This window comes from Paenibacillus sp. BAC0078 (genome assembly GCF_054483875.1).
The window spans coordinates 329,928-347,749 of sequence record NZ_JBTLRW010000004.1 but is presented as its reverse complement, the minus strand read 5'-3'; the positions used below and the strand labels follow the sequence as shown (position 1 = coordinate 347,749).

The 17,822-nt window shown below is 47.3% G+C and carries 21 protein-coding genes and 1 riboswitch; of the genes, 3 read left to right on the top strand and 18 right to left on the bottom strand.

All coding sequences use genetic code 11. From position 1 onward, the window contains the following. Positions 1-489 carry a GerW family sporulation protein gene (gene ytfJ, locus ACX1DY_RS10955; protein ID WP_458964227.1) on the bottom strand — a complete coding sequence of 163 codons (489 nt, stop codon included), beginning with the start codon at positions 487-489 and terminating at the stop codon, positions 1-3. Between the two features lie 237 nt (positions 490-726). Here ytfJ and ACX1DY_RS10950 point away from each other — a divergent pair, with 237 nt between their 5' ends. Continuing rightward, positions 727-1,407: a hypothetical protein gene (locus ACX1DY_RS10950; protein ID WP_458964226.1), complete on the top strand. Its 681-nt coding sequence runs from the start codon at positions 727-729 to the stop codon at positions 1,405-1,407. A 74-nt stretch (positions 1,408-1,481) separates the two neighbouring features. Here ACX1DY_RS10950 and ACX1DY_RS10945 read toward each other — a convergent pair whose 3' ends face one another. The 9 genes from ACX1DY_RS10945 to ACX1DY_RS10905 all read right to left on the bottom strand — a co-directional run bounded on the left by ACX1DY_RS10945 (position 1,482) and on the right by ACX1DY_RS10905 (position 10,011). Continuing rightward, entirely contained in the window at positions 1,482-2,210 is a 729-nt protein-coding gene (locus tag ACX1DY_RS10945; protein ID WP_458964225.1) for a DUF2953 domain-containing protein, read from the bottom strand. A 175-nt stretch (positions 2,211-2,385) separates the two neighbouring features. Further along, positions 2,386-2,988: an SMC-Scp complex subunit ScpB gene (gene scpB, locus ACX1DY_RS10940; RefSeq protein ID WP_458964224.1), complete on the bottom strand. Its 603-nt coding sequence runs from the start codon at positions 2,986-2,988 to the stop codon at positions 2,386-2,388. Further along, positions 2,957-3,748 (bottom strand): segregation and condensation protein A, encoded by a 792-nt coding sequence (locus tag ACX1DY_RS10935; RefSeq protein WP_458964223.1) that lies wholly within the window; start codon positions 3,746-3,748, stop codon positions 2,957-2,959. The genes scpB and ACX1DY_RS10935 overlap by 32 nt, the downstream gene beginning before the upstream one ends. Before the next feature lie 135 nt (positions 3,749-3,883). Then, positions 3,884-4,351, bottom strand: a complete 468-nt coding sequence (ribH, locus tag ACX1DY_RS10930; protein ID WP_458964222.1) for a 6,7-dimethyl-8-ribityllumazine synthase — start codon at positions 4,349-4,351, stop codon at positions 3,884-3,886. A 38-nt stretch (positions 4,352-4,389) separates the two neighbouring features. Further along, on the bottom strand, positions 4,390-5,643 hold the full coding sequence (locus tag ACX1DY_RS10925; RefSeq protein ID WP_458964221.1) for a bifunctional 3,4-dihydroxy-2-butanone-4-phosphate synthase/GTP cyclohydrolase II: 1,254 nt from the start codon (positions 5,641-5,643) through the stop codon (positions 4,390-4,392). A 64-nt stretch (positions 5,644-5,707) separates the two neighbouring features. Beyond that, positions 5,708-6,376, bottom strand: coding sequence for a riboflavin synthase (locus ACX1DY_RS10920; protein WP_458964220.1), 669 nt, complete (start codon positions 6,374-6,376; stop codon positions 5,708-5,710). Between the two features lie 42 nt (positions 6,377-6,418). After that, a complete protein-coding gene (gene ribD, locus ACX1DY_RS10915) occupies positions 6,419-7,519 on the bottom strand; it encodes a bifunctional diaminohydroxyphosphoribosylaminopyrimidine deaminase/5-amino-6-(5-phosphoribosylamino)uracil reductase RibD (RefSeq protein ID WP_458964219.1) in 1,101 nt (366 codons plus the stop codon). Between the two features lie 220 nt (positions 7,520-7,739). After that, positions 7,740-7,911: riboswitch (FMN riboswitch) on the bottom strand. A 138-nt stretch (positions 7,912-8,049) separates the two neighbouring features. Then, positions 8,050-8,679 carry a sugar O-acetyltransferase gene (locus ACX1DY_RS10910; RefSeq protein WP_458964218.1) on the bottom strand — a complete coding sequence of 210 codons (630 nt, stop codon included), beginning with the start codon at positions 8,677-8,679 and terminating at the stop codon, positions 8,050-8,052. A 27-nt stretch (positions 8,680-8,706) separates the two neighbouring features. Then, positions 8,707-10,011 (bottom strand): MATE family efflux transporter, encoded by a 1,305-nt coding sequence (locus tag ACX1DY_RS10905; protein WP_458964217.1) that lies wholly within the window; start codon positions 10,009-10,011, stop codon positions 8,707-8,709. Positions 10,012-10,135: 124 nt separating this feature from the next. Here ACX1DY_RS10905 and ACX1DY_RS10900 point away from each other — a divergent pair, with 124 nt between their 5' ends. Then, positions 10,136-11,023 (top strand): AraC family transcriptional regulator, encoded by an 888-nt coding sequence (locus tag ACX1DY_RS10900; RefSeq protein ID WP_458964216.1) that lies wholly within the window; start codon positions 10,136-10,138, stop codon positions 11,021-11,023. Positions 11,024-11,439: 416 nt separating this feature from the next. Here the strand turns inward: ACX1DY_RS10900 and ACX1DY_RS10895 are convergent, their stop codons facing one another. Both ACX1DY_RS10895 and ACX1DY_RS10890 read right to left on the bottom strand, forming a co-directional pair. Next, a complete protein-coding gene (locus ACX1DY_RS10895) occupies positions 11,440-12,051 on the bottom strand; it encodes a sugar O-acetyltransferase (RefSeq protein WP_458964215.1) in 612 nt (203 codons plus the stop codon). An 85-nt stretch (positions 12,052-12,136) separates the two neighbouring features. Then, positions 12,137-12,526, bottom strand: a complete 390-nt coding sequence (locus tag ACX1DY_RS10890; protein WP_458964214.1) for a winged helix-turn-helix transcriptional regulator — start codon at positions 12,524-12,526, stop codon at positions 12,137-12,139. A gap of 193 nt (positions 12,527-12,719) precedes the next feature. Between ACX1DY_RS10890 and ACX1DY_RS10885 the strand changes: the two genes are divergently transcribed. Then, positions 12,720-13,295, top strand: a complete 576-nt coding sequence (locus tag ACX1DY_RS10885) for an NAD(P)H oxidoreductase (RefSeq protein ID WP_458964213.1) — start codon at positions 12,720-12,722, stop codon at positions 13,293-13,295. A gap of 57 nt (positions 13,296-13,352) precedes the next feature. Here the strand turns inward: ACX1DY_RS10885 and ACX1DY_RS10880 are convergent, their stop codons facing one another. The 6 genes from ACX1DY_RS10880 to mscL all read right to left on the bottom strand — a co-directional run bounded on the left by ACX1DY_RS10880 (position 13,353) and on the right by mscL (position 17,750). Next, positions 13,353-13,745, bottom strand: a complete 393-nt coding sequence (locus ACX1DY_RS10880) for a class I SAM-dependent methyltransferase (protein ID WP_458964212.1) — start codon at positions 13,743-13,745, stop codon at positions 13,353-13,355. 111 nt (positions 13,746-13,856) lie between these two features. Further along, positions 13,857-14,504 carry a phosphatase PAP2 family protein gene (locus ACX1DY_RS10875; protein WP_458964211.1) on the bottom strand — a complete coding sequence of 216 codons (648 nt, stop codon included), beginning with the start codon at positions 14,502-14,504 and terminating at the stop codon, positions 13,857-13,859. Between the two features lie 183 nt (positions 14,505-14,687). After that, the gene (locus ACX1DY_RS10870) at positions 14,688-15,917 is read right to left on the bottom strand and encodes an MFS transporter (RefSeq protein ID WP_458964210.1); all 1,230 of its coding nucleotides are present in this window, start codon (positions 15,915-15,917) and stop codon (positions 14,688-14,690) included. Positions 15,918-16,021: 104 nt separating this feature from the next. Further along, entirely contained in the window at positions 16,022-16,699 is a 678-nt protein-coding gene (locus ACX1DY_RS10865) for a TetR/AcrR family transcriptional regulator (RefSeq protein WP_458964209.1), read from the bottom strand. A 142-nt stretch (positions 16,700-16,841) separates the two neighbouring features. After that, entirely contained in the window at positions 16,842-17,240 is a 399-nt protein-coding gene (locus ACX1DY_RS10860) for a YmaF family protein (RefSeq protein WP_458964208.1), read from the bottom strand. 108 nt (positions 17,241-17,348) lie between these two features. Further along, entirely contained in the window at positions 17,349-17,750 is a 402-nt protein-coding gene (gene mscL / locus ACX1DY_RS10855; protein ID WP_458964207.1) for a large conductance mechanosensitive channel protein MscL, read from the bottom strand. Positions 17,751-17,822 lie beyond the last annotated feature (72 nt).

Genomic DNA, 17,822 nt, shown 5'->3' with positions numbered 1-17,822 from the left:
CTAGTGAGTCGATGATTCCGAAGAGACCGGCTCGTGTCTAACCGTTGTTTTAACCGCCGGGGTTACCACTACTTCTGCCCCTTCGGTTGTGCCGTTTGGAAACATGCTTTGAATTTTATCAATCAGCCCCGGGGCTGCATCAATAATTTTCTCAAACAAATGAGTCTGATTGTCGAGCGGCACCGTATGCACACCTTCCCGGCCCACTACGAGAAAAGCAATTGGTCGGATGGATACCCCGCCGCCGCTACCGCCTCCGAACGGAAGCATCTTGACACCTGCTCCTGCACCGTTTACTCCCGGTCCGTCATCCTCTACCCGGAAATCACTGCCGCCTGCGGCAAAGCCGAACCCCACTTTGCTGATCGGCAAAATGACACTGCCATCGGGAGTTTCCACCGGGTCTCCAACAATTGTATTGACATCCACCATGCCTTTAATATTTTCCATAGCGGTCTGCATGAGACCTTGAATCGGGTGATCTGACATCAACTACTCCTCCTCTGCTGTCTGAAAAGTAAGGGAATAACCTACTCTTTTACAGTTTGCTCACATCACGGGCATGATATGTACAACAATAAGAAATTCATCACGCCCTGCCGCAGGGATAAATCCGCAGTTGGGCATGCTCCCTAAATTAATCCTTCTAAAATTCGACCCACATAAATATCAACAGCCGAACCAAAAATGATCAGGAAGGCAAACACATCACCGGGAGGCAAAAAGATGATTTTTAACGAGATTTGGGAAGCGGACATGAAAAGCAACGGAGTGCTGCCGCTCATCAAAGGTGTAAGCGAAGATCAGAAAAAAGAGGATAACGGCTATGTCATTGTCGATATGGATCCGCTGCCTGAACCTGATTCCCCAGTGAATGGAAGCGAGCGAAAAGAAATCTCCGTCTTTAAGGAGGTGGTGATTCCGGCCAGCAAGCAGCACTCATATGACTTGTTCATGAAGCTTCATGACAAGACCATTTCCCCCGAAACAGCGGAGATCAACGAATTTCTCAAGTTCGCTGCCAACACGCCGCCTATGCGGCTCGCACGCAAATATGCGGAGGATAATCATCAGCTCAAAGCAGGCTGTTCTATGGAAGAGTGGATTCAATTTCTGAAATCCATCTGGTTCGGCACCTTCAAAGACAACAGCACCTGTTATTTTGAGCATGTGTTCCTCGGCGAGCAAGGGGGCAAGCGGCATAAACTGGGAGGACATCACTTCTGGTATCACTACTACGTAAATAACGGCCAGTCTCAGATTTTGAAAAAAGATATCGGCGGCTTCTTTGTCGGCACCAGCGCCGAAGGGCTGATGGCTATGGGGACAGTAGCTTACCTCGATGGACGGGAACATATTCCCGTTCAGTTCAACGGAGAGAGCATTGATTTGACTGTTCCGGTCTGAGCTTATTCCGGGTATACACCTGAGGCAGCTAGCAAGTGCTCTCGCCTTGCCGTGCTGCCTTTTTGGCGTGCTTTTTAGTCTGAATTCTCCTCGGATCTGTCCGGCTTCTTGCGGTTGCGGCTCAGCAACTCCATCCACTGGCCTAATCCCCCCTCTTCCTTAGAGATACGTCGCAGCAGCAGCAATCCGGCATAACACGCATAACCAACAGACAGCTTTCCTGCGCACACTGCTTCTGTAGAAAAACACAGCTCATCCTGAAAGACAGGTACAACAAACAGCCGCGGAGCTTTTTTCATCCGGACCTGTTGTGACAGCCAGCCTATGATGCTTGCCTTTATGCCCCACAGCGCTCCCGCTGCAACCGCCGTATTTGCGGCATCGCCCAGAGAGAAATCGGTAGACCAGTCAAGCTTGGTAATCTGGATATGGGACAGCGTATCTTTCAACCATTTATTGAACCCCCGGGTCGCTTTCAGCGCCTTGCGGAAATTGTCCAGCCAGGTCGAAATCCACTCCTTGTTGATTTGCTCCTCTTGATCTTTATCCTTCCTGAACGGCGCAATGCCGCTCTCCTCCAGTTTTACCATGATACCCCGTTTAATGTTCTCAAAAACCAGCGCAGGCAGCTCATAATGAAACTTAACCAGTCCAAATACGGCTTTAATATCAAATTCCACCCGGTCATCCTTCCCCAGCCTGTTTAACCGAAAATGAAAGTGAATACCCGAGGACAGAATCAGTAGAATCAGTGCAACCGCAAGCAGGAGCAGGGCCAAAGGTATTGCCAGCCATAATGCCACGAAAGTAACCTCCATGCAACCTTAATAATTGGGAGCCTTTGGATTAGTATGGCATGTCTGTCTGGAAAAAATTCGGTGCCCGCGCAAAAAAGCCCTCTCCCACCATTTCACGCCGCTGCTCCTTGGCATTGTGAATGATGGAAGAAGGCTTCACAGCAATTTCCATAGTCCTATTCTATGATTGCTCGACATCATCGAAGGTCATCTGACTGTCCAGCTTGCTGAACAGAAGCTGTGTTTCCTCTTCCAGGTCCTCGGAGGTATCGAAGTTCGACGGCTCCGGCAGCTCCTTCAGATCGGCCAGTCCGAAGCTCTCCAGGAACGATTTGGTCGTTCCGTACAGAATCGGACGGCCAACAGCCTCCGCACGGCCCACTTCCTGGATCAAATCCTTATTATTCAGCGTATGAATCGCCCGTTCGGACTTCACGCCGCGAATCTCTTCAATCTCCACTCTGGTAATCGGCTGGCGGTAAGCAACAATAGCAAGTGTCTCCAGCGCCGCCTGGGATAAGGAAGATCTGGAAGGCGAATAAGCGAGCCGCTCAAAATAGGGTGCATGGTCAGGCAGCGTAGCCAGCCGGTAATTCCCGGCAATCTGCACCACCTGCAAGCCGCGTTCCTGCGAAACATAGTCTTCTTTCAGTTCCTCCAGTGCTTTTCCGGCGAGGTCAGGCCGCTGCTCGGTAATCTCGGCAATTTGACGGACGGATAATCCTTCGTCGCCGGACAGAAACAGCAGTCCTTCAATAATTGATTTCAGCGTTTTGTAATCCACTGAATGCTTCGTCTCCTCTCCACTCCATCACAATGTCGTCGAACAATTTCTCCTGATAGCAATAAATCGCCTTCATCTTCATGAGTTCCAGGATCGCCAGGAAGGTGGCCACAATCTCATACCGGGCCATGTCATCATCCAGCAGGGAAGAGAAACGCAGCCTCCCGCCCACGCCTTTGTGCCGTAGCGCTTCCGAAACGTCGCGAATCCGGTCCTTCACCGAAATCTCGTCACGCGTAATCCGCTGATAGGAGGATCTTCTGGCCGCTTTGCTGAGCGCCTTGCGGAATGCAGCAATGAGGTCCGCGGTGTGCAGACCTTTTAGCGTATTGTCGATCTGTGCCGGCACAAAAGGCCCCAGGTCCTCAGGCTCCTTGGTGAAAATCAGGCTGCGCTCGCTCTCCATATCCAGGAGCTGCACGGCGATGCTCTTAATTTTACGGTATTCAATCAGGCGCTGAACCAGCTCCGCACGCGGATCGTAGCCGTCGTCCTCGTAATATTCGAAATCCTCGATTTCGATCACAGGCGGCTTCGGAAGCAGCAGCTTGCTCTTGATCGACAGCAGCGTCGCAGCCATCACCAGGAATTCACTGGTAATATCCAGTTCAAGCTCCTGCATGCTCCGCAGGTAATCCATGTACTGCTCGGTGATCTCGCTGACCGGAATGTCCTGGATGTCGATTTCCGCCTTGTCAATTAGGTGCAAGAGCAGATCGAGCGGACCTTCGAACGTCTCCAGCTTGTACAATACCGTCACGCGGTTTCCTCCCGCCAAAAAAAGTAAAGTGCAGCGCCGCCCGGGCGCTACACAAGTAGAAAGTTCTTATTGACCATGCTTTCTTCTTATACATATAAATAAGCACGTTTGAGGCCCATTCGTCAAGTGGCTCTCTTATTTGAAGAGCTTATTCAGGTTCGCCATTTCAATGGCAGCAGTCGCAGCATCCCAGCCTTTGTTGCCAGCTTTGGTCCCTGAGCGCTCGATGGCCTGCTCAATATTTTCGGTTGTAACTACGCCGAATATAGTTGGAATGCCTGTCTTGAGATTGATTGCCGCTACGCCTTTGGCAACCTCATTGCACACATAGTCATAATGGGTTGTAGATCCACGGATGACGGTGCCGAGTGTAATGACCGCATCGTATTTGCCGCTTTCGGCCATTTTTTGCGCGATCAAAGGGATTTCGAACACGCCCGGAACCCAGGCTACATCCAGTTCATCATCAGCTACACCATGACGCTTGAAGGCATCGAGCGCGCCGGACAGCAGCTTGCTTGTAATGAATTCATTGAAACGTCCTACGACTACCCCATATTTCAGTCCCTCGGATACTAAATGTCCTTCTAAAAAGTTTGGCATTGTATTCATCTACCCTTCATTAGTAAATTATATGGATTTTAACGCTTGGAATCCTCATTTTGCTCAATGTCGTCAAAAGACAGCAGATGGCCCAGCTTGGCCTGCTTTGTATGGAGATACTTGGTATTGTCCTTGTTCTCCGGCATTTGAATCGGCACACGCTCCACAACCTCAAGACCGTAGCCTTCCAGGCCTTTGATCTTGCGCGGGTTGTTGGTCAGCAGTCTGATCTTGCTGACGCCAAGGTCCTTAAGAATCTGCGCTCCGATGCCGTAATCGCGCAGGTCCGCCGGAAAGCCCAGCTTCAGGTTGGCGTCTACAGTATCAAGACCTTCCTCTTGAAGCTTATAGGCACGAAGCTTGTTGATCAGACCGATGCCTCTGCCTTCCTGACGCATGTAGAGCAGAACCCCCCGGCCCGCCGCTTCAATCTGGCGCAGCGCCGCTTCGAATTGCGGGCCACAGTCGCAGCGGTGGGAGTGGAACACATCGCCGGTCAGACATTCAGAATGCACCCGCACCAGCACCGGCTCCTCCCCGGTAATATCACCTTTGACCAAGGCGACATGCTCTTTGTCATCTACCTCGTTCGTGTAGGCGATGGTCTGGAAGTCGCCGAAATCCGTCGGGAGCTTCACCGACACTTCACGGGTAACCAGGTGCTCCTTCTCATTACGGTAATGAATGAGGTCCTTGATGCTGATCAGCTTGAGCTCATGCTTGCGGGCAATCTCCACCAGATCCGGCAGGCGGGCCATTGTTCCGTCTTCCTTAACTACCTCGCAAATGACGCTGGCCGGATAGGCGCCGCACATGCGGGCGAGATCGACAGCCGCTTCCGTGTGGCCGGAGCGCCGCAGCACGCCGCCCTTCTTCGCGATCAGCGGGAACATATGGCCCGGTCTGCGGAAGTCGGAGGGCTTCGCATTCGGGTCCATCAGCGCCTTGATGGTCATGGATCTCTCTCCGGCAGAAATCCCGGTGGTGGTGTCCTTGTGGTCGATGGAGACGGTAAAAGCGGTGCCGTGGTTATCGGTGTTGTTCGCCACCATCGGCTTCAAATCCAGCTCCTCTGCCCGCTCTGCCGTAATCGGCACGCAGACGAGCCCGCGTCCTTCCGTGATCATGAAATTGATCACTTCCGGTGTGGCGCGTTCAGCGAGGGCGATGAAATCCCCCTCATTCTCGCGGTCCTCATCATCGACCACGATGATAACCTTGCCGCGCATCAGGTCATAAATGGCATCTTCGATAGGGTCGAGGATGCTGATCTTCTTGTCTTGCTGGCTCATAATTTTCTGTCCTCCTGATAGCTTTACGAAGCCCTGACGGGCTTAGACGTAAGCCAAATCTTAATTATACAAACCCGTTAGCCGCGAGAAAATCATGGCTGATCCGGGAGCTGTTCTCTTCTTCCTCATTGCCTGAGCGGGAACCGTAGTTCAGCAGATGGTCAACATATTTGCCGAGTACATCGCATTCAAGATTGATCCGGTCTCCCGGCCGCTTGTGCGCAAGCACTGTTTCTCCAAGGGTATGTGGAATCACCGAAACGGTAAACAGGGACGACGTGGTGTTCACCACTGTCAGGCTAATGCCGTCAATCGTGATGGAGCCTTTGGGAATAATAAATTTGAACAGCGATTTGCGCTCCGGCGCAATCTCGAATACGACCGCATTCTGGTCGCGCTTCACACTGCGGATTTCACCTGTTCCATCCACATGGCCCTGAACGATATGTCCGCCAAAACGCCCGCCGGCGGCCATCGCCCGCTCCAGGTTCATTTTGCTGCCGCTTCGCAGCTCCTTCAGCGTGCTGTTGCGGTAGGTCTGCGGCATGACGTCAACAGTGAACGAATGGTCGCCGATTGAGGTCGCCGTAAGACAAACCCCGTTGACGGACACGCTGTCGCCGATTTTCAGATCATCCATGATGAGGGAAGCGCCGATATTCAGCACCATCATCTCGCCTCCGCTGGTGACACCGCGCAGGACGCCGACTTCCTCAATCAAGCCTGTGAACATGAGATCCCCTCCTGAAATATTGTTTGGCTGACACCCGCTTGGTTAGCGGATGGGCGTGCCGCTGATACACACATTATCCCCGAGCACTTCTACTTCCAATCCCTCTAAGGTGATCGCATCCTTCATCAGCTCGACGCCCGGAAAGTCGAAGGTCCCTGGCGCAGCCACGCCGCCGCCCACGATCTTCGGAGCGAAGAAGAGGATAACCCGGTCCACAAGTCCGCTCTCCAGCATCGCGCCGTTCAAGGTTCCGCCGCCTTCGAGCAGAATCGAGCCGATCTCGAGCTCCCCCAGCGCAATCATCGCGGCTTGCAGATCCACACGCGGCCCTGCGCCGCTAACCACGATCTGGACACCAGCATCCGTAAGCGCCGCACGCTTCACCGGATCAGCGGATTCTGTAGTTACGACAATCGTTGGCGCTTGTTTGTCGCATACAACGGCAGCGTCCAGCGGAATGCGCAGCGTGGAGTCGATGACAATACGGACCGGATTCAGTCCCGGCACTTCCATTCGGGTCGTCAGGGACGGATTGTCGGCAATTACGGTGTTGACGCCGACCATAATCCCCTGATGGCGGTGCCGCAGCGTATGTACGATCTCCCGCGCCTGACCGTTCGAAATCCATTTGCTGTCTCCCGTCCGGGTCGCCAATTTGCCATCCAGCGTGCTGGCGCTTTTCAGCGTAACAAAAGGCTGCTTAGTCAAAATGTATTTGATAAACTTCTCATTCAGCCTTAGCGCACGGCCTCGCAGCAGCCCTACTTCTACCTCAATCCCCTGCTCACGCAGCATGGCAATTCCCCGGCCGGCAACCTGCGGATTAGGGTCCTCACAGGCTACAACCACCCGGGCGACGCCTTCATCAATCAGCCTTTGGCTGCAGGGCGGCGTCTTGCCATAATGGCTGCAGGGCTCCAGGGTTACATAAGCTGTGCTGCCCTGCGCTTTGCCAGCGGCCATATTCAGCGCATGCACTTCCGCATGCCCTGTTCCGCGCTGCAGATGGGTTCCAAGCCCGATCATCGCTCCATCCTTCACAACAACACAGCCGACAACCGGATTGATGCCTGTCTGTCCTTGTGCTCTTTCCGCCATATCCAGCGCCAGCGACATATAAAACTCGTCGTTCATTCTATCCATGTCTTGCCTCCGATCACATTGATGTACATGCTGAATTTCAGTTCAAAACAGAAAACCCGTCTCAATCTCCAGGAGGAGCTCAAGACGGGTTATACGAGAGTTTACGGCAATTCAAATAAAACTGCGCGATCCTACAGTCAAAAGTCCCCTTTTGTGAAAGTTCGCACATAATATTCGAAAACACTGCACTACGCCTGTCTACACAAGCACAGAACGTCAATCTCTCCTTCTTCCATCCAGACTATACTGTCGGTCCCGGAATTGCACCGGGTCCACCGTCCATATGAACCATACGAAGCGGGTAGCGGACTGAGCAGCGCAATCAGCATTCTCAGCTAATATACAGCAGCATCACCGCCGGTAGGGAATTGCACCCTGCCCTGAAGGATAAACACATATTCAGTTCGTTTTCTACCACAGGCTTAACTTAGCGAAAATATTACCACTGCTGCTCAAAAAACGCAAGTATTTCAGTTTCAGCTACTCAGCGAAATAAGAACCTTTGCGTCCTCCTGAACTATTTTTCCCCTTTACCATTGGACCTGATCTGCCCGCATGTCTTTGTAGTAATATACTCTGTCGTTCTCTGTAATTTCACGAAGTACTTTGCATGGGTTTCCGACAGCTATTACATTAGCCGGAATATCCTTGGTAACTACACTTCCTGCACCGATGACACAACCCTTGCCAAGGGTAACGCCTGGCACAATGATAGCGCCGCTGCCAATCCATACATCATCCTCAATCACTACCGGCAGGGCGTACATCCCGCCTTCCCTGCGCAGATCAGGATGTACCGGATGGTTCGTAACTGCAATTGTCACGTTAGGGCCGAACATTACATTGTCTCCAATTGTAACTTTATAATCATCTACGACAGTCAAATTAAAGTTAATATAGACATTACTTCCTACCGTGGTGTTAGAGCCATATGCCATGCGAATAGGAGGTTCCATCCATACGTTCTCCCCCATGCTTCCAAATAACTCCTTCATCAGTTCCGACCGCTTCTCCGTATCATCGGGATGCAAGCGGTTAATCTCATAACAAAGCGCTTTGCCGCGCTGGCGGGCACGGGCAAGTTCAGCAGCCTCCTCGGGATAGTTAGCATCATGATCGGTAAACAATTGCAGGCTCGACATCCGTTCTCTAATATTCATTCTATTTCTCCTTTTGTATAAATTCCTTTATTTTGCTTCGGCAAAATTTCTTGTAATATTGTTTAGCCATTTGAATTGGCGATACCGCATTAAGGCGGCCGGCAGCTTGATAAGCTCATCCAAACTGATTACGGCATACATAGCAACCGGCGGCACTCGCCACACAAAAGCACAGAGATAACTTAATGGCAGGATGATGCCCCACATTACCACAGTATCACACCAGAACCCAAATTTGGAATCTCCTCCAGCGACGAATATGCCAGCAATGGTCGTCGAATTCATCGACTTGGCAATACAATAATAAGCACATATATAAAGCATGCTATGAAGATAGTCCTGTGCGTTTTGATTCAAATCCACTGCATAGAACACCAATGGTTTAATTAGCAAAATCATCACACCGGAAAGAACGCCAAATAACAGCGCATACCAGTTCAACCTGCTCCCGGCTCTTTTGGCCATCTCGATTTCACCATTGCCCAAATATTTTCCGACAAGCACCGATCCGCCGGTGGCAATGCCTCCACATAATACAACGGCTAGATTCTTTACTACCGACGCAACGGAATTTGCCGCGACCATATCAGCATTTACATGTCCAATAATTGCCGCCGTTGCAGCTATAGCGCCTCCCCAAACGATATAGTTTCCTTGTACAGGCATTGTGTATCTTAAGTAATCCTTAAGCAATTTGCGCTGTATGGCATCACGTACAGGCAATTGGAAGCGAATCGGCCCTCGTGTAATCGAATACACATAGCACCATCCAAGCTCAAAAAAACGTGCAATAACTGTCGCAAGCGCAACTGCCGTTATCGCTTTTTCAGGCATGCCTGGAAAAAAGACAAATATACACAGTGCGTTCAACAGAATGTTCAGGAGCAAGCCTACAGAGCTAATCAATGCACTCAGACGTGCATTTTCCATACTTCTTATCACACCAAGATACATCTGAGAAAGACCCATTGCAAGATAGGAGAAGGAAATCGTATGCAGAAAATTTGCACCGTAGCTGATCAGTTCCTCATCCTGCGTAAAAAATCGCATCAATGCATCTGGAAATAATAAGGAAATCACGAAAAAGATAAGAGATATACAAATAGAAAACACACAGGCGATGCTAAGAACTCGCTGAATGGTTTGCAGATCCTTTTTTCCCCAATATTGAGCTGCCAGAATACCTGCCCCTGCTGACATCCCCATATAAAATAAGGTCAAAACAAAGGTTATTTGCCCTGCCAATGACACGGCTGACATTGCAGATTGCCCGACAACTCCCAGCATTACAACATCTGCTGAAACTGCTGTTGCTGATATAAGGTTCTGCAATGCAATAGGAATTACTAAGGATAACAGCTCCCGATTGAATGTACTTGTATTCGATTCCGTTTGTTTTCTCCTCCAAAAGTGTTTATTATATTATCAAAATCGTATATTTCCATGAGGTATAGCTATGGACAAGCAACTTGAAGTATTTTCCGATTTATCTGAAAGATTGAATTATAACTTGCCGGATTTTCCTTTATACGCACGCAAAGGAACGCTTTATCAATTCGATAAATACGCTGCTGCTTGTCATTGGCACCCGGATTTGGAGTTCATTTTAGTGCTTGATGGGTCAATGGAATATTTTGTGAATGGGCAAACCGTTACTCTAAATAAAGGCAATGGAATTTTTGTGAACAGTAAACGTCTTCATTACGGCTTTTCTGCAAACAAGGATGATTGCACTTACATTGTAATCGTCGTCCATCCTTTACTGCTTGGTGAAGGCACACTCGCGGGAAAAGCGTACCTGGAAGAAAAATTCGGTTCAAATACTGACGATTTTTTATTATTATCATCCCAAATTCCTTGGCAGCAGGAAATTTTGCTCTTACTTGCCCAGATTTATGATGAGATGCACAGCAATGCAGGCAATTTGCTTCGTTTATTGTCCCAGACAGCATCTTTATGTGCGAGTATAGCGGATCATATACAGCAGGTTCCCGGACATATTAATGATGAACTTTCATGGATGACAATCCGTAGAATGACTGGGCACATTCATCAGAATTATGACTCCAAAATAACAATTGATGAGATTGCAGTCGCCGGTTCAGTATGCAGGAGCAGATGCTGTGAACTTTTCAAAAAATACGTTGGACTGACACCCAATAATTACTTGACTCAGTATCGTATTCAAAAAAGCTGTGAAATGCTAAGAGAGACAAATAGGCCTGTTGGTGAGATAGGCATTGCCTGCGGTTTTCAAACTGCAAGCTATTTTGCGTATGTTTTCCGTAAACAAATTGGTCAAATACCACAAGATTATCGCAAACAGGGCCAATTGAATCCATGATCTCAATTTTCGTTCCCCTCCATACTTGAATAGTTGGTACTTGTATAATAGAGAAATCTTTCATGTTGACGTTTAGCCAATTTTTCGAACCACTGAGAATTAACTAAGCTATTTATAGAGAAGTACAAACCTGTTACCAAAAAAATAAACAAAACAGCTTGGAGAATCATAAAGTTCCCTCCTTAAAAGTTGAGCAATGTTGTAGTTCGATGGAAAACCAGCTTCTGTACTCACTTGCACCTCACCTTCTTATTCCCACTTACAGAATAGTATAAAAATCGTTTGTTTTCTCACAAAATCGGCCATAATTATATTAATATCGTATATAAAAGGATACACAAAACAATAGCCCGAACTTCAGTGAAGTTCGGGCTTGAAAGTGGATAGTATTACACGACATACTTCATATGCTAGGGTCAGCAATAATCCGATACATCGAATTCTCTGTCTTTATAATAATATTTACGGTCCTCCTCGGTAATTTCACGGACAACCTTGCACGGGCTACCCACTGCAATTACATTATCGGGTATATCTTTGGTCACTACACTACCAGCGCCAATCACCACATTGTTTCCGATAGTTACCCCCGGATTGATAACAACATTGCCTCCAACCCATACATTATTGCCAATTGTAACAGCAATACCATACTCATACCCTGAATTTCTCGATTCCGGGTGTACGGGATGTCCGGCCGTATAAATTGACACATTAGGAGCAAACATTACATTGTCGCCAATGACAACTTTGCCCACGTCAAGAATGATACAGTTATAATTGGTATAGAAGTTCTTCCCTACCGAAATATTCGTTCCGTAATCGCAGTGGAAAGGAGCTTCAACAGAAACACCCTCACCGGCACTGCCGAGAATGCTTCGGATCAATTCATTTCTTCTTGTATCTTCATCAGGGCGAAGCAAATTATACTCATGGATTTTCAATTTGTTCTTGATTCTCTCCTCACTCAATCCATCCAGCCAAGCCTTGTAAGGGAGACCAGCAAGCATTCTTTCTTTTTGATTCATTTTCTTATGCCTTCCTTTCGTGTAATCAATCAGTTTTTAATGTGAACAATTGAAGTCAACAGTATTAAAAAAGCACCCGAAGGTGCTACTCTTCACAACTGCCTTGGAATTCTTCCAAAACCTTGGATTTGTCTCCATATATCTTTTCCAGGTGATCTTCTCCCCAATAGCATAAAAGGTCTAGTGCGGGTTTTAAGCCCCAGCCGTAGTGCGTTAACTCATACTCCACTTTTGGAGGGATCTCATTATAAGCCTTTCTTGTAACGATCTCATCCTTTTCCAGGCCTCTAAGCTGAGTGGTCAGCATTTTTTGGGTAATGCCGGGTATTAACCGGCGAAGCTCAGACGTTCGTTTCCGTCCTGTCATCAAATGGTATATAATTAAAGGCTTCCATTTTCCTCCCATTACTTCTAAAGCCGCTTCCACTCCAACTTGATACTTCTTTTGAATGCTATTTTCCATTTGTTCGCTCATCTCTTAACCCTCCGTTACCAGGTCAGTTTCCAAGGAATCCGCCTAGGTACTTCCATGTTCCTATGGCACCTTTATCATCCTATAGAACTTCAAAGTGCGTACTTCCAGATCATTTTACTACTGTTTATAATAGCATCAGCCAATGATCGTGGCTAGAAATTAACTGCTCAAGAAAGGTAGTGAAGATACAAGCATGAAAGTATTAATCGTTGTTTCACACCCGAGAAAAGACTCATTGACCTTTGAGGTCGCCGCTCGTTTCGTACAAGGCCTTGCCGAGGCTGGCCACGACTATGAGATATTGGATTTGCACCGGATTGGTTTTGACCCTGTTTTAAAAGAACCGGATGAACCCGATGGGTCAGTTGCGGAACAGTCCTTCTCCCCTGAAGTAGAAACGGAGATAATGCGGATGAAGGAGCATGATGCTTTGGCATTTATTTTTCCACTCTGGTGGTGGCATTTACCGGCTATGCTAAAGGGGTATATTGACCGTGTATGGAACAATGGGTTTGCGTACGGTTCGAACCACCTTCATCATCAGCATGTCTTGTGGATTGGTCTGGCTGGTGTTTCAAAAGAACAGATGAAAAAGCGTAACTATGATGAAACGATTACTCATTTGCTGAACGTGGGAATTGCAGATTATTGCGGTGTTACCAATTCCAAGGTTGAATTCTTATATGAGACACTGGATTCAGCTCCCAGTCATTACGAAATGCTGCTGAACCAAGCCTATCTCTTAGGTTTGAATTATGCTAAAGGTTGAAGTGGGTAGTGAAAAGTTCCAGTGCTATCGCTGTCAAACGGAGTAATAATCGGGGAATCACTGATGTCTTTCACGACATGTACATGCAAGAAAAGGCAGCCCGCTAAAAATACAATCCAACTGCTCTATGTTCGCCTGCTTCATCGCTTGTACCAATTTGGCAGCATTGGGGTGACAAGAGAAACCCGGATATTGGGCTTGCAGATTATTCCGCATCATCTCATCCATCTCAAACAACAACACTTTCATGGTTTCACTTGCCTGGGTATTAATAAATCGGGTGATTGCCCCTGTCCCCGATCCAAGCTCAGCAACTGCTCTCATCTCAGGCCATGGTGCTTGTCTAACCATTGTGTTCGCCAGAAAGCGGGAACTCGGCGTAATGCTTCCCACTCGTTTCGGGTTGTGCATAAAGCTGCGCAAAAATAAAAAATTTTCATTAGTACTCAACTGATTTTCCTCCATTGTGGGTGTAATGTCAGACATGACTACTGAACATTTTCCCCCTGCTCTCTTGTATTATGCAGAAAATCATACTTTTCAAATGCTCCAGGCGGGCAATCATACTGGCGGCTTAATATTGTTGTCTTTTCGCACGTATAAAACAACTCTACCTGCCAACCGGTAACATAACTCCGCGACCAGAATCCCCCCGACAATATCTGCCAATACATGTTGTTTCACCAACACGGTAGAGACGATAATTAGAACGGACATTGCGGAAATCGACAACCAGATCCTTTGCCCGAATATGCGTGATCCCCGCAGCATGAGATAGCTGGTTAACACATGAATACTTGGAAAACAGTTGTATGGCTGATCATTGCTGTACACAGAAACAACCATACGGTGAATAAAGTCTGTTTCTGTCAGAACATCGGGACGCTGAATCACGGTTTGAAACAGAGCAAAAAAGATATAAGAGATGATCAGGCCGCTACACTGCGCAAGCAATGTTTGAAAGTAGATTTGCCTGTTCTTAAACGCAAGGGCAATCAGTACAGCAGTAATAAACGGGTACCATAGTAAGTAAGGGATAATAAACGAAGGGACAAAAGGAACCATGCGGTCCAGACTCGTTTCCAGACTATAGACATGTTCTCTGGGACCATTCAGTATGCCATAAAAAACATTTATGACCGGAATAGTAATAAGCCATAACAGAGATTTCCATGCAGGCTGGGAGTTTTGTTGATTTAAGCGGGGCAAGTTCTCAACTCCTGTATCGGATTATCAATGCCACCATTGTATAGATTAACTCTGAAGAACTTCAGGGGAAATTTCTAAAGAATTTCTGAATATTAGGCAATCAGGGTCAAAAGCATTTCTGCACACAAAAAAACCGCCAAAATCCCTTAATATGATTGGGTTTTGGCGGTTTGATGAAATTCTTTACTTCTGTTGTCCCCTTGAGTCAGTCCTCTCCTTACTCGGAGTAACAGCGAACAAGGACAATATTCCACCGACTGCCCCTACTGCTGCCATTGTGCCAAATAAGACCCAATGTGCCCGGTTCATCAGGAGCGAAACAACCGGCGGTCCCAGCGCAACCCCGATAAACCTCATACTGCTATAAAGAGAAGTGATTGTACCCCGGTTGTCTTTTTCAATACCCTCTGTGATTAGTGCATCCATACATGGCAAGGCTGCTCCAATCCCAATGCCGCTTAGACATAAGAATCCTACAATAAAATAAATATTTTGGCTAAAACAAATAATGAACATTGCCGCAGTAAGTAATGCTATTCCACCGAAGCCAAGCCATTTCATTACTAATTTATTTTTCCCGATGATCTTTCCGCTCCCATAAGAAGCCAGACACAGCAAGGCAAGGGGAATAGCCAGTACAAATCCTTTTGTGGCTCCATGAAGGTTATACTTTGCTTCCAAGGTCTCGGATAAATAGAACAGCACCCCGAAGGTTGCAAACATGCATATTCCACCAATCGCGAAAATTGCATACAGCCAGCGGCCCTTCTCATGCAAGATTCCTTTTATGGCGGTTAAAAATTGCCCAAGGCTCTTTTTGGCAGCCTGCTCGCCTGGCTCCGGTTTTTTAACGAGAAGCACAACCAGCACAAATGAGATCAAACAAAGGATAGGAATGGCTATAAAAGGCGCATACCACAGCAATGTCCCCAGATAAGCACCCAGTATTGGACTTAATACCTTTCCAAAGGTATTGGAGGTCTCAATGATTCCCAATCCTTTACTGACCTGCTTTTCATCCTTGAACAGATCCCCTACTAAAGGAAGCACAATCGGAAAGGCGCCTGCTGCTCCAATTCCCTGAAGTAAACGTCCCCCCAGTATTAGCCAATAAGCAGTTCCCCAAGTAAAGAACCAGGCAGCCGCAACACAGACCGCTCCACCTAAGGCAGCGAGGATGAGGCTGGGTAAAATCACGGTTTTTCGTCCAAAACGGTCAGATAAATATCCGGCAATTGGAATCATCAAGATGGCAATAAGGCCATACACAGTAATGATCATACTGACTTGAAAAGCATTGATACCCAGCTTTTTCGATATTTGCGGCAGAACAGGCAGCAGCATGGAATTCCCGAGTGTCATTATCAGCGGAATGGAAGCCAGAGCAATCAATGCCCCTTTTGTACCTTTCATGGAAGAACCACCTTTTATGAATTCACACCCTACTTATTGTGATTCTCAAGGCTGGATTTATTCATAAGCGACAAACCGATTCCTTTTCGCAAATTAGATTTCAACTATTGCTTGGTAATACGAGCTTCTATTTGATTCTTAAGGTAACCATCCAAATAACAAATCGTTGTCTTCAGGACATCAGCTTTAAAATCACGTTTAAATCCTTCCAACCCGTTTTTTTCGATAATATCAATAACCTCTGCGGGCAAGGTGGCAGATAATTTGCACCCGGTTATAATCGACGCCTCCGCTTGAAGGATCTCCACGACATCCTCATGCGGCAATGCGTTATGACTGCAAATTAGGGACACCATCTCTGACATCAGCTTGTACAAATTGATCTTCTGATTCAGCATTGTTTCTGCATCTATATTTCTCTCAAGAACCGCTGTGCGCATGGATTCCAGTCTAATATACAAGGGGTTATGATCTACCAGCTCTGTAAGCTCATTGATTAGGAGCATTTTGAAGTCATTAAAATCCATGATTGGCATTTCCCTCACCATTCCCGTGAGGCGGGCAAGCCTTTTCTCATACTCCCGGCACAGCAGGCTGAAAAACAACGCTTCTTTTGTTTTAAAGTACACAAACAAAATCCCGTTCGACATGCCCATCTGTTTCGCAATATCAGACATTTTAATTTTTTCGTACTCGGATGAAAGAAACATTTCTGCCGCTTTGTCTAAGATAGCCTGAGCTTTTAAAGCCTTCGCCTCAGGCGTCATCGCGCGCTTTGCCATAAACTCATCACTCCATTTCGATCCATTGTAAATGCTTATAGATCTGGAGTCAAAACAAAACCTTTTCGCAGATTCTATCAAAGGCACGATCTCGAACCGGCAGCAACCAAACCAACCGGTTCGTTCATTGTATCCATGAAGCCTAAATTCGTGATCCTTCCTCATTCCCAGTGTTACCGCTGTACCCATGAGCATGAGGGAACCTGCCGTTTACTGTGGTATACCCCTCAAAATGATGGTAATGCCCGCCTCCTGGCAAGGGAATGGCTGGCCCCGTCGTTCCTCTAATAAGGTGCTTATGCTGGTCATTAAATGATGTTTCTGCATAATAATTATGAACATGCGGCACTCCACTTGGAGCCGGCTCTGTTACTCCGGCGTAATGGTGGTAATGCCCCATATCAAATGATGTATTTCCTTCAAATGGATGCACGTGAACATTAGTTGGTCTACCGTCCCACGAAGTAATATACAGCTTATGCGAATGGTTGAAATCGGAATCACCCGAATGTACAACGAAGCCTGTTACAGGTATTTCCATCCTCGGCCACCTCTCTTCATCAATTGCGATATCATATGAAAGAGAGTGTGTAGATGTTCAATAAGAGCACGAAACGATGAATCAGGTCCACGCTCTTATCTGTGTAACTTAATTATCCGCTTCATGCCGCTTGCCGGCGCTGAGCAAATCACGAATTTCCGTTAACAAAGCCACCTCGGGTGTTGGTGCAGGCTCCGGTGCGACCTCTTCTTTTACCGTTTCCTTGCGCTTAAACCGGCTTGCCAGCTTGATTACCATAAATATCGAGAAGGAGATGATAAAGAAATCAACAACTGACTGCAGGAATATCCCGTAATTGACAATTGCCTTTCCATAATGAAAATTAAGCCCCTTCAAATCTATACCGCCAGTAATGATACCAATAAGCGGCATAATGATGTCAGTTACCAGTGAAGAGACAATCTTTCCAAAAGCCGCCCCAATCACTACCGCAACCGCCAGATCAAGCACATTTCCTTTCAGCGCAAAGCTCTTAAACTCTTTCCACATTGCTAATCCCTCCGAAATCTTGAATTTAAAATTATTATAGCATTTCTGCAGGCTTTTTAAGAGAAATTTGAG